Origin of the sequence: Pseudomonas sp. PDM30, from assembly GCF_019218985.1 — a bacterium.
GTDB lineage: Bacteria > Pseudomonadota > Gammaproteobacteria > Pseudomonadales > Pseudomonadaceae > Aquipseudomonas > Aquipseudomonas jessenii.
In genome coordinates, this window is record NZ_JAHUWM010000002.1 from 242,662 (window position 1) to 257,783 (window position 15,122).

Annotated in this window: 12 protein-coding genes; 8 read left to right on the forward strand and 4 right to left on the reverse strand. The window is 59.8% G+C overall.

Going from position 1 to position 15,122, the window contains the following annotated elements:
* Positions 1-30: 30 nt before the first annotated feature.
* Positions 31-435, reverse strand: a complete 405-nt coding sequence (locus KW840_RS05085; protein WP_007942704.1) for an acyl-CoA thioesterase — start codon at positions 433-435, stop codon at positions 31-33.
* Between the two features lie 362 nt (positions 436-797).
* On the opposite strand from KW840_RS05085, the gene KW840_RS05090 reads away from it, so the two are divergent.
* The 8 genes from KW840_RS05090 to KW840_RS05125 all read left to right on the forward strand — a co-directional run bounded on the left by KW840_RS05090 (position 798) and on the right by KW840_RS05125 (position 11,500).
* Positions 798-2,096 carry an MFS transporter gene (locus tag KW840_RS05090; RefSeq protein ID WP_057712720.1) on the forward strand — a complete coding sequence of 433 codons (1,299 nt, stop codon included), beginning with the start codon at positions 798-800 and terminating at the stop codon, positions 2,094-2,096.
* 202 nt (positions 2,097-2,298) lie between these two features.
* The gene (locus KW840_RS05095) at positions 2,299-3,300 is read left to right on the forward strand and encodes a phosphate ABC transporter substrate-binding protein PstS (protein WP_057712721.1); all 1,002 of its coding nucleotides are present in this window, start codon (positions 2,299-2,301) and stop codon (positions 3,298-3,300) included.
* 422 nt (positions 3,301-3,722) lie between these two features.
* Positions 3,723-5,756: an ABC transporter permease subunit gene (locus tag KW840_RS05100; RefSeq protein WP_218494810.1), complete on the forward strand. Its 2,034-nt coding sequence runs from the start codon at positions 3,723-3,725 to the stop codon at positions 5,754-5,756.
* A 15-nt stretch (positions 5,757-5,771) separates the two neighbouring features.
* Positions 5,772-7,442 (forward strand): phosphate ABC transporter permease PstA, encoded by a 1,671-nt coding sequence (pstA, locus tag KW840_RS05105; RefSeq protein WP_057712723.1) that lies wholly within the window; start codon positions 5,772-5,774, stop codon positions 7,440-7,442.
* Positions 7,443-7,607: 165 nt separating this feature from the next.
* Positions 7,608-8,441: a phosphate ABC transporter ATP-binding protein PstB gene (pstB, locus tag KW840_RS05110; protein WP_007971742.1), complete on the forward strand. Its 834-nt coding sequence runs from the start codon at positions 7,608-7,610 to the stop codon at positions 8,439-8,441.
* 121 nt (positions 8,442-8,562) lie between these two features.
* Positions 8,563-9,324 (forward strand): phosphate signaling complex protein PhoU, encoded by a 762-nt coding sequence (gene phoU / locus KW840_RS05115; protein ID WP_057712724.1) that lies wholly within the window; start codon positions 8,563-8,565, stop codon positions 9,322-9,324.
* 168 nt (positions 9,325-9,492) lie between these two features.
* Entirely contained in the window at positions 9,493-10,395 is a 903-nt protein-coding gene (locus tag KW840_RS05120) for a response regulator (RefSeq protein WP_090452179.1), read from the forward strand.
* Positions 10,396-10,603: 208 nt separating this feature from the next.
* A complete protein-coding gene (locus KW840_RS05125) occupies positions 10,604-11,500 on the forward strand; it encodes a M23 family metallopeptidase (RefSeq protein ID WP_090452177.1) in 897 nt (298 codons plus the stop codon).
* 67 nt (positions 11,501-11,567) lie between these two features.
* On the opposite strand, the gene KW840_RS05130 is transcribed toward KW840_RS05125, so the two are convergent.
* From KW840_RS05130 to phoB, 3 genes are all read right to left on the reverse strand, one after another.
* On the reverse strand, positions 11,568-12,908 hold the full coding sequence (locus KW840_RS05130; protein ID WP_007975205.1) for a hemolysin family protein: 1,341 nt from the start codon (positions 12,906-12,908) through the stop codon (positions 11,568-11,570).
* Positions 12,909-13,032: 124 nt separating this feature from the next.
* Positions 13,033-14,319, reverse strand: a complete 1,287-nt coding sequence (gene phoR, locus KW840_RS05135; RefSeq protein ID WP_219733298.1) for a phosphate regulon sensor histidine kinase PhoR — start codon at positions 14,317-14,319, stop codon at positions 13,033-13,035.
* An 80-nt stretch (positions 14,320-14,399) separates the two neighbouring features.
* Positions 14,400-15,089, reverse strand: coding sequence for a phosphate regulon transcriptional regulator PhoB (phoB, locus tag KW840_RS05140; RefSeq protein WP_003229608.1), 690 nt, complete (start codon positions 15,087-15,089; stop codon positions 14,400-14,402).
* Between the last annotated feature and the right edge of the window lie 33 nt (positions 15,090-15,122).

Sequence of the window (15,122 nt, forward strand, 5' to 3'; positions counted from 1 at the left end):
GCAAAACGGCTACCAGGTTTAGAAGTTCTTTCAGCGAGCCCGGGGCGGAACCGAACGGGTGCGACCGCTGCCGTCGATGGCAACGAACACAAACACCGCTTCGGTTACTTTACGCCACTCGCTGGACAGTGGGTCGTCGCTCCAGACCTCGACCATCATCTTGATCGAGCTGCGGCCGATTTCCAGGGCCTGGGTATAAAAGGAGAGCTGAGCGCCCACCGCCACCGGAACCAGAAACGCCATGCGGTCGATTGCAACGGTGGCAACGCGTCCGCCGGCGACCTTGCTGGCCATCGCGGTGCCTGCCAAATCCATCTGCGCCACCAGCCAGCCGCCGAAAATATCGCCAAAGCCGTTGGTTTCGCGTGGGAGCGCGGTGATTTGCAAGGCCAGGTCGCCTTGCGGGATCGGATCTTCTTGTTCGAGTTCTATCATGCCGGGGGGCCTCTGACCCGTGACTCTTCGTTGGTATTGCTGGTGGTAGCCGTCTTCGGGAAAAACGATTCAGCACCGAACATACTACGTTCGTCACGTTTTCCATCAGGCGCCTAAAGGGAAACTCTGCGAAATCGCCTATGAACCTGACAGGCGCTTTCGCACAGCAACCCCTCAAAAACCGGAGCAGGCTTTGAGTATATCGGTCGGTAGACTCCGCGACGACCGTCCGGTTCTCATTTTGACTGTCAAAAACGCACCTCTATGTGCTTTTTCGAACAATTTGCTATCGTGCCGGACCTGCCCAAACCTCAGCCAGCGTTGTTGAGGTAGCAGATCCGACTATAAGAGAAGCCCTTGCCATGACCACAGCGCCCTCGAGCATCGCGCAGCCAGACCAACCCGCACGTCCGCTGACCCGCAACGACTACAAGACTCTATCGCTGTCGGCCCTGGGCGGCGCGCTGGAGTTCTACGATTTCATCATCTTCGTGTTCTTCGCTACGGTGGTGGGCAAGTTGTTCTTCCCGGCGGACATGCCTGAGTGGCTACGCCTGATGCAGACCTTCGGCATCTTCGCCGCCGGCTACCTGGCGCGGCCGCTGGGCGGCATCGTGATGGCGCACTTCGGTGACCTGCTGGGCCGCAAGAAAATGTTCACTCTGAGCATTTTCATGATGGCGGTGCCGACCTTGATCATGGGTTTGCTGCCGACTTATGCGCAGATCGGCATGTGGGCGCCTATCCTGCTGCTGTTGATGCGGGTGATCCAGGGCGCGGCCATTGGCGGTGAAGTGCCGGGTGCATGGGTCTTCGTTTCCGAACACGTGCCGCAACGGCATATCGGCTATGCCTGCGGGACCCTGACCAGCGGCCTGACGGCGGGCATCCTGCTCGGTTCGCTGGTCGCCACGGCGATCAACAGTATCTACACCCCGGTGGAAGTAGCGGATTACGCCTGGCGAATTCCGTTCCTGCTGGGTGGCGTGTTCGGTCTGTTCTCTGTGTACCTGCGCCGCTGGCTGCACGAAACTCCGGTGTTCGCCGAGCTGCAACAGCGCAAGGCCCTGGCCGAAGAAGTGCCGCTGCGTGCGGTGTTGCGTGACCATCGTGGCGCCATCGCCATTTCGATGCTGCTGACCTGGCTGCTGTCGGCCGCCATCGTGGTGTTGATCCTGATGACACCGACTGTGTTGCAGACGGTCTATCACTTCTCGCCAACCACGTCCCTGCAGGCGAACAGCGTGGCGATCGTGTTCCTGAGTTTTGGTTGCATCATTGCCGGCGCACTGGCCGATCGCTTCGGTGCGGGACGAGTCTTCGTGATCGGCTGTACCGCATTGCTGGCCAGTTCCTGGACCTTCTACCACAGCCTGGCCGATCATCCCGACTGGCTATTCCCGATGTATGCCCTGACCGGTCTGCTGGTCGGCACCATCGGCGCGGTGCCGTATGTGATGGTCAAGGCGTTCCCGCCGGTGGTGCGTTTCAGCGGCCTGTCGTTCTCCTACAACGTCGCCTACGCGATTTTCGGTGGTCTGACGCCGATGATCGTCAGCCTGTTGCTCAAGGAAAGTGCGATGGGGCCTGCCTATTATGTGGCGGTGCTGTGCGGGGTGGGGATCCTGGTCGGCGCCTGGCTATGGAAGAAAGGCCGTTGATCCGTTAGTAGTGGCAACGGCGGGCACTGCGCTCTCGGCTAAATCCAGCCAATTCCAACATTTACAGTTACAACTGAAAGGCCAGCCTTCCGAGCGGAATGCTGGCCTTTCATCCAATTGTCATATTTCAGCCATAGAGTGTTCACACGGCCTGCTGATACTTGGCCCCGACTTAACACACCCTATCTGCTAGGAGTAAGGCATGAAACTGAAGCGTTTGATGGCGGCAATGACTTTTGTCGCTGCTGGCGTTGCGACTGCCAACGCGGTTGCCGCTGTTGACCCTGCTATCCCGAGCTACACCAAGACCACTGGTGTGTCGGGCAACCTGTCCAGCGTCGGCTCCGATACCCTGGCCAACCTCATGACCCTCTGGGCTGAGAACTACAAAAAAGAATATCCGAACGTAAACATCCAGATTCAGGCCGCCGGTTCTTCTACCGCGCCACCTGCGCTGACCGAAGGCACCGCTAACCTGGGTCCGATGAGCCGCAAAATGAAGGACAACGAGCTGCAGGCCTTCGAAACCAAATACGGTTACAAGCCAACCGCTATTCCGGTTGCCGTGGATGCCTTGGCCGTATTTGTGCACAAGGACAACCCGATCAAGCATATGACCATGGAACAGGTCGATGCGGTCTTCTCGTCCACCCGTCTGTGCGGCGGCAAAGCCGACGTCAAAACCTGGGGTGACCTGGGTGTGACCGGCGACCTGGCCAACAAGCCGGTTCAGCTGTTCGGTCGTAACTCGGTATCCGGCACTTATGGCTACTTCAAGGAAGAAGCCCTGTGCAAAGGTGACTTCAAGCCAAACGTCAACGAACAGCCAGGCTCGGCTTCGGTTGTGCAGTCGATCAGCTCCTCGCTGAACGGCATCGGTTACTCGGGTATCGGTTACAAGACTGCCAGCGTGAAGACGGTGGCCCTGGCCAAGAAAGGCAGCACCGAGTTTGTTGAAGACACTGAAGAAAACGCCCTGAACGGCAAGTACCCGCTGTCGCGCTTCCTGTACGTGTACGTCAACAAAGCCCCGAACAAGCCTTTGGCTCCGCTGGAAGCTGAGTTCGTGAAGCTGGTTCTGTCCAAACAGGGCCAGGAAGTTGTGGTGAAAGACGGCTACATCCCACTGCCAGCCAAGGTTGCTGCAAAAGCACTGGCTGACCTGGGTCTGGCGGAAGGCGGCACTGCAGTCGTAAAAAAGTAACAAATTGAGTCCGGGGTGAATCCTTCCGGACTCAAGTAAAAGGCCGGATCTGCTTGCAGGCCGGCCTTTTACACACCTCAAATTTTCGATCCTCTGCCAGTCCCGCTGGCGGTGGATTTGGTGCGTCACTGCATTGTCATCTTTCTGTCATACAGGATCGCTAGGGTGAGCGCATGAATGATCTGGCCAATTCCAACATGACTACTAATCCCCCCAAGCGAATTGACTTCAATACGCCTGAGCTGCAACGCAAGCGCCGCATTCGCGCGCTCAAAGATCGCTTCACCCGTTGGTACGTCCTCATCGGCGGCCTGGCGGTGCTGGCAGCCATCACCCTGATCTTCTTCTTCCTCGCCTATGTTGTTGCGCCGCTGTTCCAGGGTGCCGACCTGACCGCGAAAGAGTCCATTACCCCGGCCTGGATGCAGGACGCTGGCAAGCCACTGATGATCTCGCTCGAAGAGCAGAATCAGGTGGCCATGCGCGTTTCCGACAAGGGCCAGGCGTTGTTCTTCGATATCGACAGTGGCGCTGAATTGAAGCGCGTCGATCTGTCGATCCCGGCCGGCACCACCGTGACCTCCATCGGTGAAGACCAGCCAGGTCACCCGCTGGTGGCCGTAGGTCTGTCCAACGGTCAGGCCCTGGTGTTCCGTCACACCTATAAAGTCAGCTACCCGGAAGGCAAGAAAACCATCACCCCGGCCGTCGAGTACCCGTACGGCGAAACGCCAATCGCGGTCAACGAAGCCGGCGGTGCGCTGGAACACGTCAGCCTCAACGCCAATGATTCGACCCTGATGCTGGTCGGCTCCACCGGTTCGCAACTCAATGTTCTGTCGCTGACCAGCGAAGAGAACATGATGACCGGCGAAGTCACCAACGAGCAGAAACGCATCGAACTGCCGCAAATGACCGAGCCGGTGAAGAATATTTTCGTCGACCCGCGTCAGCAGTGGCTTTACGTGGTCAACGGGCGTGCCCAGGCCGACGTGTTCAGCCTGCGCGACAAGAGCCTCAACGGTCGCTACAAACTGCTTGAAGACGGTGAGGCTCAAGTCACCGCCAGCACCCAACTGGTGGGCGGCATCTCGCTGATCATCGGTGACTCCAAAGGCGGCCTGGCCCAGTGGTTCATGGCGCGCGACCCCGATGGCGAGCAACGCCTGAAGCAGATCCGCACCTTCCAGATGGGCACCACGCCTATCGTTGAAATCACAGCCGAAGAGCGCCGCAAGGGCTTCGTCGCCCTCGACGCTTCCGGCAAGTTCGGCGTGTTCCACAGCACTGCCCACCGCACTTTGCTGGTGGAACCGGTCGCTGAAGGCCAGGGCATTTTCGGTCTGTCGCCGCGCGCCAACCGTGTGATCGTGGAAGCTGGCGGCAAGTTGCACCCGCTGCTGCTCGACAACCCGCACCCGGAAGTCTCGTGGAGCGCGCTGTGGAGCAAGGTCTGGTACGAGAACTACGACGAGCCTAAATACGTCTGGCAATCGACTGCCGCCAACACCGACTTCGAACCCAAGCTGAGCCTGTCACCGCTGACCTTCGGTACCCTGAAAGCCGCGTTCTACGCCATGCTGCTGGCCGCTCCACTGGCCGTTGCCGCTGCGATCTACACCGCGTACTTCATGGCTCCGGGCATGCGCCGCAAGGTCAAGCCGGTGATCGAGCTGATGGAAGCGATGCCGACGGTGATCCTCGGTTTCTTCGCCGGCCTGTTCCTCGCGCCCTATGTGGAAGGGCATTTGCCGGGCATCTTCAGCCTGCTGATGTTGCTGCCGATCGGCATCCTGGTCGCCGGTTTCACCTTCAGCCGCCTGCCTGAGTCGATCCGCCTGAAAGTCCCGGATGGCTGGGAAAGTGCGCTGCTGATTCCGGTGATCCTGTTCGTAGGCTGGTTGTCGTTGTACATGAGCCCGTTCATGGAGAACTGGTTCTTCGGCGGCGACATGCGCATGTGGATCTCCCACGACCTGGGCATCACCTACGACCAGCGCAACGCCCTGGTGGTCGGTCTGGCCATGGGTTTCGCGGTCATCCCGAACATCTACTCCATTGCCGAAGACGCCGTGTTCAGCGTGCCACGTGGCCTGACCCTCGGCTCCCTGGCCCTCGGTGCCACGCCGTGGCAGACCATGACCCGCGTGGTGATCCTCACCGCGAGCCCGGGCATCTTCTCGGCGCTGATGATCGGCATGGGCCGTGCGGTCGGTGAAACCATGATCGTGTTGATGGCCACCGGTAACACCCCGGTCATGGAAATGAACCTGTTCGAAGGCCTGCGCACCCTGGCAGCCAACGTTGCAGTGGAAATGCCCGAATCGGAAGTCGGCGGCAGCCACTACCGCGTGCTGTTCCTCTCGGCGCTGGTGCTGCTGTTGTTCACCTTCGTCATGAACACCCTCGCAGAACTGATTCGTCAGCGTCTGCGCAAGAAATACTCGTCGCTTTAAGAAAGGTAGAAGTCTGTGAAACAGAACTCCCTGAAAGGATGGTTCAAGAGCGGCGCCCCCGGCGTCTGGATCAGCGGTGGCGCGGTGTCCATCGCGGTCATCATGACCATTGGCCTGCTGGCAGTGATTGCCGTGCGTGGCCTGGGTCACTTCTGGCCGGCGGATCTGATCCACGCCAGCTATGACGTGCCGGGCCAGGGCCAACACCTGGTCATTGGCGAAGTGGTGCAGAAAGAAGAAGTGCCACGTGCCCGACTGAAGAGCGCCGGCCTGCCGGTGCCTGACGAAGGCCCGGAGTTCATGACCCGCGAGCTGATCAAGGTCGGCAACCGTGATCTGAACGGCAACGACTTCACCTGGATCGTCGGCGAGTGGCTGACCCAGCAAACGACGCCGCCGGAGTTGATGGCCATCGAGCGTCGTGAGTGGGGTAACTTCTACGGTTACCTGGTCAACGTCAAACAGGATGGCAAAGTCATCGCTGAAGGCGAAGCTGCATGGCCTGAGTTGCAGGCCCGTGTCGACCGCGTCAACAAGCTTGCTGCGCAACTGAAGTCACTGGAAAAGAGTGATATTGGTGCGATCAACGCAGGTCTGGAGCGCATCCGTCTGCACGGCCGCAAGCTGGAGCTGGAAGGTAAACTCGACGCAACCGCACAAGCGGACATGGAATCCGAGCGCGCTGAGCTGAACGCCCGCTATCAGGATATCGAAGCACGTCTGACTGACTTGCATGCACAGTTCAACCGCGACGCTTTGACAGCCCGCGACGCCAATGGCAAAGAAATCGAAATCGGTCTGGGCAAAGTGGTTCACGCCTACCAGCCGAACGCCATGAGCACCTTCACCAAGATCGGTTTCTATTTCAGCAAGATCTGGGAGTTCCTGTCCGACGACCCGCGTGAAGCAAACACCGAAGGCGGGATTTTCCCGGCGATTTTCGGCACCGTGATGATGACCCTGATCATGGCGATGATCGTGACTCCGTTCGGCGTGTTGGCAGCGGTTTACTTGCGTGAATATGCCAAGCAGAACGCGCTGACCCGAATCATCCGCATCGCGGTGAACAACCTGGCGGGCGTTCCTGCGATCGTTTACGGCGTGTTCGGCCTGGGCTTCTTCGTCTATGTGCTGGGCGGCTCGCTCGACCGTCTGTTCTTCCCGGAAGCACTGCCGGCACCGACCTTCGGTACGCCGGGTCTGCTCTGGGCCTCGCTGACCTTGGCGCTGCTGGCGGTGCCTGTGGTGATCGTGGCCACCGAAGAAGGCCTGGCGCGGATTCCTCGCACCGTGCGTGAAGGCTCGTTGGCCCTCGGCGCGACCAAGGCTGAAACCTTGTGGAAGATCGTGCTGCCGATGGCCAGCCCGGCGATGATGACCGGCATGATCCTCGCCGTGGCTCGCGCCGCGGGTGAAGTGGCGCCGCTGATGCTGGTGGGTGTAGTGAAACTGGCGCCGTCGCTGCCGGTGGACGGTAACTACCCGTACCTGCATCTGGACCAGAAGATCATGCACCTGGGCTTCCACATCTATGACGTCGGCTTCCAGAGCCCGAACGTCGAAGCCGCGCGACCGCTGGTGTACGCCACGGCGCTGCTGCTGGTGCTGGTGATCGCGACATTGAACCTGTCGGCGGTGTACATCCGTAACCACCTGCGCGAGAAGTACAAGGCGCTGGATAGCTGATAACACCCTGTAGGAGCGAGCCTGCTCGCGAAGAAGGTACATCCGACACATTTTCTGTGTCTGAACGACCATCGCGAGCAGGCTCGCTCCTACAGAAAGAATTGTGTAACCGCGGGCCTTGGCCAGTGGCAACCGAACCGAATTTGTTAGCACAGGGAGCCTCCCATGCAGCACGAAGCACATACCCACGGCATCAACATGTCGGCGCTGGGTCGCGACAAACAGAGCCTGAACCTCGAGCAGGAAACCGTAGCCATCGAAGTGCCGGGCCTGAGCCTGTTCTACGGCGAAAAACAAGCGCTGTACGACGTCAGCATGAACATCCCGAAACAGCGCGTGACCGCCTTCATCGGCCCGTCCGGCTGTGGCAAGTCCACGCTGCTGCGTACCTTCAACCGCATGAACGATCTGGTTGACGGCTGCCGCGTTGAAGGCGAGATCAACCTGTACGGCAACAACATCTATCGCAAGGGCGAAGACGTGGCCGAACTGCGTCGTCGCGTCGGCATGGTGTTCCAGAAGCCCAACCCGTTCCCGAAAACCATCTACGAAAACGTGGTTTACGGCCTGCGTATCCAGGGCATCAACAAGAAGCGCGTCCTCGACGAAGCCGTCGAGTGGGCTTTGAAAGGCGCGGCACTGTGGGACGAGGTCAAGGACCGTCTGCACGAGTCGGCACTGGGTCTGTCCGGTGGTCAGCAGCAACGTCTGGTGATCGCCCGCACCATTGCCGTGGAACCGGAAGTACTGTTGCTCGACGAACCGTGCTCGGCACTCGACCCGATCTCTACGCTGAAAGTCGAAGAGCTGATCTACGAACTGAAATCCAAGTTCACCATCGTGATCGTGACCCACAACATGCAACAGGCCGCGCGGGTGTCCGACTACACCGCGTTCATGTACATGGGCAAGCTGGTCGAGTTTGGCGACACCGATACCCTGTTCACCAATCCGGCGAAGAAGCAGACCGAAGACTACATCACTGGTCGGTATGGCTAGTTGAGGCGGCCGCGAGCTACAAGCTGCAAGCGGCAAGAAAGAAGCGGTGCGATTCCAGGACTTGTACATAACTGCTTGAAGCTTGCAGCTTGAAGCTTGCAACTTTCGCGGAGCGAAAAAGATGATTAGTAAAGAAGGCCTTACCCACCACATTTCCGCGCAATTCAACGCCGAGCTTGAGGAAGTGCGCAGCCACCTCCTGGCCATGGGCGGGCTGGTGGAAAAGCAAGTCAACGACGCGGTGACCGCGCTGATCGAGGCCGACTCCGGCCTGGCCCAGCAGGTGCGCGAGATCGACGACCAGATCAACCAGATGGAACGCAACATCGACGAAGAATGCCTGCGCATTCTGGCCCGTCGTCAGCCGGCAGCGTCCGACCTGCGCCTGATCATCAGCATTTCCAAGTCGGTGATCGACCTGGAGCGCATCGGTGACGAAGCGACCAAGATCGCCCGTCGTGCCATCCAGCTGTGCGAAGAAGGCGAAGCGCCGCGCGGTTACGTCGAAGTGCGTCACATCGGCGACCAGGTGCGCAACATGGTCCGCGATGCACTGGACGCCTTTGCCCGTTTCGACGCCGAACTGGCCTTGTCGGTGGCGCAGTACGACAAGATCATCGACCGCGAATACAAGACTGCCCTGCGTGAGCTGGCTACCTACATGATGGAAGATCCGCGTTCCATTTCGCGGGTTCTGAGCATTATCTGGGTGCTGCGTTCGCTGGAGCGTATCGGCGACCACGCGCGCAATATCTCGGAGCTGGTGATCTACCTGGTACGCGGCACCGACGTGCGGCACCTGGGTCTCAAGCGCATGAAGGAAGAAGTCGAAGGAACAACCGGCGAAAGCGCTAATGTTCCGGGCAAAACTGACGATAAGTAAGGTTGCCCAAGTAAAGCGCCCGGCCTTTTGGCCGGGCGTTTTTGTTTGAGCTTCACGAATTCGAAAAGCAGCACCCCGCGAACGAAAAGTCCGGCGTGACTGAAGGTTTTTGGCAATGTGCCATCAGCAAGGCGGTATGCTGGCCGGGATTTTTTAAAGGGGTTTTGGATGAGTAAGGTCAATGTGTTGGTCGTGGACGACGCGTCGTTCATTCGTGACCTGGTGAAGAAGTGCCTGCGCAACTATTTCCCGGGCATGCGGATTGAAGACGCGATCAACGGCAGAAAGGCCCAGGCCATGCTGGCCAAGGAAGCCTTCGACCTGGTCCTGTGCGACTGGGAAATGCCGGAAATGTCCGGCCTGGAACTGCTGACCTGGTGCCGCGAGCAAGACACCCTCAAAACAATGCCCTTCGTGATGGTCACCAGCCGTGGCGACAAGGAGAACGTTGTCCAGGCGATCCAGGCCGGAGTTTCCGGTTACGTCAGCAAGCCGTTCACCAACGAGCAACTGATCACTAAGGTCAAGCAGGCGCTGCACAAGGTCGGCAAACTCGACGCCTTGATCAACGTAGCCGCAACCAAAACCAGCCCTGCCTTCGGTAACGACTCCCTTGCCGCCTTGACCGGTGGCAAGGCACCCGTAGCGACCCCAACGGTCGCACCCGCACCGTCCAAAGGCTTGCTCAACAGTCCACCGGTCAAGACGCCTGCGACCTCCTCGGCACCCACCAGTGGCCGTGGCCAGGGTCAACTGCGTTTGCCTAACGGCATCGCGCAATGTGTGATCAAGGCCTTGAGCCTCAAGGAAGCCCTGTTGGTGGTCAAACGCACCGAGACCCTGCCGCAGATCCTCGACAGCGCCGTGCTGGACCTTGAGCAGGGCGACAACGCCGAAATCGCCCGCCTCAACGGTTACCTGCACGCCGTCGTGGCCCACGAACCGAAGCCCGACAGCGACTGGCTGCAACTGACCTTCCGCTTTGTCGACCAGGATGCGCAGAAGCTCGATTACATCTCCCGCCTGATTGCGCGTGGTACGGCGCAGAAGCACTTTATTCCTGGCGCTTGATATAGGGCCGCCTGACAGTCCGCTTTCGCGAGCAGGCTCGCTCCCACATTTGTAATGCGTTCTCTTGTGGGAGCGAGCCTGCTCGCGAAGGGGCCATCACTGTTACCGCACATCTGCTGAACACCTTTTCTGAAACAACTGCCGACTACCCGGGTCCATTGCAGCTGCTAGGCTCAATCCCAGATCTCACTCGACAGAATCCTTGCTCATGTTCACGCGCCTGCTGTTTTTATGTGGCTTGTTCATGGTCGCCACCTCGGCCGTGGCCATGACCATCTACAAGTCCAAGGACGCCTATGGCGTGGTTTCCTACAGCGACCGCCCCAGCAAGGGCGCCCATGTGTTCGTATTTCGCGATGGCATGGTCGAGCACCTTGAGCGTCAGGTGCGCCTCATCATCATGAAGAAGAACGGCGTGCACAGCGTGTACGTGCGCAATGACCTGTATGCGCCGGTAGAAGTCGAATTGAGTTTTGCCGGGGTGAAGAACGCCAGCGGCGTACCGGGCGGGACGATTCGGCGGGTGATACCGCTACGCAGCAGCGTTCGTCTGGCGCGGCTCACGGCGACTAAAGGCGGGAGGCCCCTCGCATACGTCCCGAAGTTCAAATACTCCCTGGGCGACCCCTCTGGGCCCACGGTGGGCTATCGGTACCCGTTGCCCTGGCGTGGTGGACCATTCCGGATCAGTCAGGGCGCCAATGGCCCCTACAGCCACTTCGGGCCCAAGAGCCGATATGCCATAGACATCGCAATGCCTGAGGGCACGCCGATCATTGCCGCGCGAGGCGGGGTGGTGGTGAAAACCGAGAACAGGCAGAGCGGGCGCGGCACCGACGCTTCCGGCAATTTCGTGCGGGTGCTGCACGATGACGGGACCATGGGTGTTTACCTGCACCTGAAGAAAGGTTCGGTCTGCGTTCGGGAAGGTCAGCGGGTAACGGTAGGCAGTGCGTTGGCGTTGTCCGGCAACACCGGCAACAGCACCGGGCCGCATTTGCACTTCGTGGTGCAGCGCAATACCGGGCTGGGGCTGGTCTCGATTCCGTACCAGTTCAACCAGCCGGTGGGTGCGCTGCCCAACTTTGCGTTGGGCGGGAAGTGAAGTTTTCGGTGATCAACTGTGGCGAGGGGGCAAGCCCCCTCGCCACAAAATGCCCTTCAGCCGCAGATCAATCCAGCATCAACACCTTGGCCAGAACGATCTTCGGCCCTTTCATCTTCTTGATGATGATCCGCAGGCCTTCGACTTCCAGCACTTCTTCCTCTTCCGGAACGCGCTTGAGGCTCTCATAGACCAGCCCGGCAAGGGTTTCGGCTTCGACGTGGTCGAGGTCGATGCCCAGCAACCTTTCAACCTTGAAAAGTGGCGTATCGCCCCGCACCAGCAGCTTGCCCGGCTGATACGCGAGGATCCCGCGTTCGGCCTTGCGGTGTTCGTCCTGGATGTCGCCGACCAGCACTTCCAGCACGTCTTCCATGGTCAGGTAGCCGATGATGTTGCCGTCGGCCTCTTCGACCACGGCGAAGTGCGAGCCGCCCTTGCGGAACTGCTCCAGCAACTGCGACAGCGGCATGTGCCGCGACACGCGCTCCAGCGGACGGGTCAGTTCGGCCAGGTTGAACGACTCGGGAATGTGGTCCAGCGCCGCCAGTTCCAGCAGCAGATCCTTGATGTGCAGCAGGCCGACGAACTCCTGGCGCTCGCTGTCGTACACCGGGTAGCGGCTGAACTTGTGGCGACGGAACATCGCCAGGATCTGTTTGAGCGGCGCGTTGAACTCCAGGGTCACCAGGTCTTCGCGGGAGTTGGCCCAGTCGACCACTTCCAGTTCACCCATTTCCACTGCCGAGGCCAGCACGCGCATGCCTTGGTCGCTCGGGTCCTGGCCGCGGCTGGAGTGCAGGATCAGTTTCAGTTCTTCACGGCTGTAGTGATGCTCGTGATGCGGGCCGGGTTCACCTTGCCCCGCAATGCGCAGGATAGTGTTGGCGCTGGCGTTGAGCAGGTAGATGGCCGGGTACATGGCCCAATAGAACAGGTACAGCGGCACGGCGGTCCACAGCGACAGCAACTCGGGTTTGCGGATGGCCCAGGATTTGGGGGCCAGTTCGCCGACCACGATGTGCAGGTACGAAATGATGAAGAAGGCGGTGAAGAACGAGATGCCTTTGACCACTTCGGCCGACTCGACGCCGACTGCGCTCAACACCGGCTCAAGAATGTGGGCAAACGCGGGTTCACCGACCCAGCCTAGGCCCAGGGAGGCGAGGGTGATACCCAATTGGCAAGCCGACAGGTAAGCATCGAGCTGACTGTGCACGGTGCGCAGGATGTGCCCGCGCCAGCCGTTTTTGTCAGCGATGGCCTCGACCCGGGTCGAGCGCAGTTTGACCATGGCAAATTCCGCCGCAACGAAAAATCCGTTGAGCAAAACCAGGATCAGAGCAAAAAGAATCATGCCGAAGTCGGCGAAAATTGTAGCGAGGGTCAAGCCAGGGGAAGGGTCCATGATGGAGTTTTGCGGGTTCCGTATATTCGAGTGGGAAGTAAAAAACCGCGCCTGAAAGGCAGGCACAAGTCAGCCAATGTAGCGGCTGACCGGTCAGTTGCCTAGTGGTGCGTGCTGGCCGGTATCAGTCAGCGGTGCTGATAACCCGTGATTTGGTGACCTGGGCCGGGGCAAAGTGGCAGGTAAAGGTACTGCCGTGGCCCGGCACGCTGCTGATTTCCATGCGTGCCCGATGTCGTAACAAGACGTGTTTGACGATCGCCAGCCCCAGGCCGGTGCCCCCGGTGTTGGAGTTGCGGCTGGAGTCGACGCGATAGAAGCGTTCGGTCAGGCGCGGCAGGTGTTTGTTATCGATGCCGATCCCGGAATCCTGCACGCTCAGGTGCGCCCCCTGGTCATCGCCCCACCAGCGAATACGGATATTGCCTTCGGCCGGGGTGTATTTCACCGCGTTGAACACCAGGTTGGAAAACGCGCTGCGCAACTCCGCTTCGCTGCCCTTGAGCAGAATCGTCGGGTCGGCTTCCAGGGTGATGTTCTGGTTTTTCTGGCCGGACAACTGCTGCGCGTCACTCTTGATCGATTGCAGCAAGCCGTCGATCGGTACCGGCTGGTTGTCCGACGGATAATCGGTGGCTTCCAGCTTGGCCAGCAACAACAGGTCGTTGAGCAGGGTCTGCATGCGTCCGCCTTGTTGCTGCATCTGCTGCAAGGCACGGCCCCAGCGCGGGTTCACCTCGTCGACGTTGTCGAGCAAGGTTTCCAGGTAACCGCAGATCACCGTCAACGGTGTGCGCAGTTCATGGGAAACGTTGGCGATGAAGTCTTTGCGCATTTGCTCAAGCTGATGGATGCGCGTCACATCGCGCACCAGCATCAAGTGTTCGTTGTTGCCGTAACGGGTGATGTACAGCTGAATGCGCACGCGGTCGTTGGTTGGCGAAGGGATTTCCAGCGGCTCAGCGTAGCTGTCTTGCTCGAAGTATTCCTTGAAGCGCGGATGGCGCACCAGGTTGGTCACCGGTTGGCCGCTGTCCTGTGGCGTCTTGAGGCCCAGCAGAGTTTCGGCGGCGCGGTTCCACCATTCCAGGTTGCCGTCGGTGTCGAGCATGATCACCGCATCCTTGAGCGCGGCGGTGGACTCCTGAACCCGGTCGATCACCGCTTGCAGGCGCCCGCGTACCCGTTGGTCGCGGCGTTGCAGGTGGTAGATGCTGTCGAACACCTCGCCCCACAGGCCGTAGCCGTCGGGTGGCGCTTCATCGGGTTTGTGCAGGCGCAGCCACTCGTGCAGACGCAGCAATTGCTTGAGGGTCCAGGCCAGGTAAAGACCCAGGCCTGCGGCGAGGCTCCAGCCGTAATAGCCGGTAATCAGGCCGATCACCAGGCAGGCGGTGACCAGCAGCAGCATGTGGCGAATCAGGGTGCCATGCCAGTTTTGGTTCACTTGACGCGCGTCCTTGTCAGCTTGTCGGGCGGTAAAGGTCCGGGTCAGGCTTTGGTAGAAAAGCGGTAACCGGTGCCGCGCACGGTTTGTACCAGATTTTCGTAAGCATCGCCGAGGGCTTTGCGCAGGCGACGAATGTGCACGTCGACGGTACGCTCTTCAACGTAGACGTTGCCGCCCCAGACCTGATCCAGCAACTGGCCACGCGTGTAGGCGCGCTCCTGGTGGGTCATGAAAAATTGCAGCAGGCGGTATTCGGTCGGGCCCATCTCGGCAGGACGGCCGTCGATGGTCACGCGGTGGCTGATCGGGTCCAGCAGCAGGCCGCCGACTTCGATTGGCGCCTCGCCATCGGTCGGGCCGGCACGGCGCAGCACGGCCTTCAGGCGCGCTACCAGCTCACGGGGGGAAAACGGCTTGGTGATGTAGTCGTCGGCGCCGACTTCCAGGCCCTGGATCTTGTTGTCCTCTTCACCTTTGGCAGTGAGCATGATGATCGGGATGTCCCCGGTCAATTCATCACGCTTGAGACGACGGGCCAGCTCGATGCCGGACGTGCCGGGCAGCATCCAGTCGAGCAGGATCAGGTCCGGTTTGCGGTCGACGATAATGGCGTGGGCCTGCTGGGAGTTTTCAGCCTCCAGGCAGTCATAGCCGGCCATTTCCAACGCAACGGCGATCATTTCGCGAATAGGCGCTTCGTCGTCGACGATCAGAATGCTCCTGCCAACCATGCCCTTAATCCTCTTGTCATTTAACTGTCTTGC

What these genes read in the sequence shown, in the direction of transcription:
- phoB (WP_003229608.1), bottom strand. Translation starts at nt 15,089, where the DNA reads ATGGTTGGCAGGAGCATTCTGATCGTCGACGACGAAGCGCCTATTCGC.
- KW840_RS05095 (WP_057712721.1), top strand. Translation starts at nt 2,299, where the DNA reads ATGAAACTGAAGCGTTTGATGGCGGCAATGACTTTTGTCGCTGCTGGC.
- phoR (WP_219733298.1), bottom strand. Translation starts at nt 14,319, where the DNA reads ATGCTGCTGCTGGTCACCGCCTGCCTGGTGATCGGCCTGATTACCGGC.
- KW840_RS05120 (WP_090452179.1), top strand. Translation starts at nt 9,493, where the DNA reads ATGAGTAAGGTCAATGTGTTGGTCGTGGACGACGCGTCGTTCATTCGT.
- KW840_RS05130 (WP_007975205.1), bottom strand. Translation starts at nt 12,908, where the DNA reads ATGGACCCTTCCCCTGGCTTGACCCTCGCTACAATTTTCGCCGACTTC.
- KW840_RS05125 (WP_090452177.1), top strand. Translation starts at nt 10,604, where the DNA reads ATGTTCACGCGCCTGCTGTTTTTATGTGGCTTGTTCATGGTCGCCACC.
- KW840_RS05085 (WP_007942704.1), bottom strand. Translation starts at nt 435, where the DNA reads ATGATAGAACTCGAACAAGAAGATCCGATCCCGCAAGGCGACCTGGCC.
- KW840_RS05100 (WP_218494810.1), top strand. Translation starts at nt 3,723, where the DNA reads ATGCAGGACGCTGGCAAGCCACTGATGATCTCGCTCGAAGAGCAGAAT.
- pstB (WP_007971742.1), top strand. Translation starts at nt 7,608, where the DNA reads ATGCAGCACGAAGCACATACCCACGGCATCAACATGTCGGCGCTGGGT.
- phoU (WP_057712724.1), top strand. Translation starts at nt 8,563, where the DNA reads ATGATTAGTAAAGAAGGCCTTACCCACCACATTTCCGCGCAATTCAAC.
- KW840_RS05090 (WP_057712720.1), top strand. Translation starts at nt 798, where the DNA reads ATGACCACAGCGCCCTCGAGCATCGCGCAGCCAGACCAACCCGCACGT.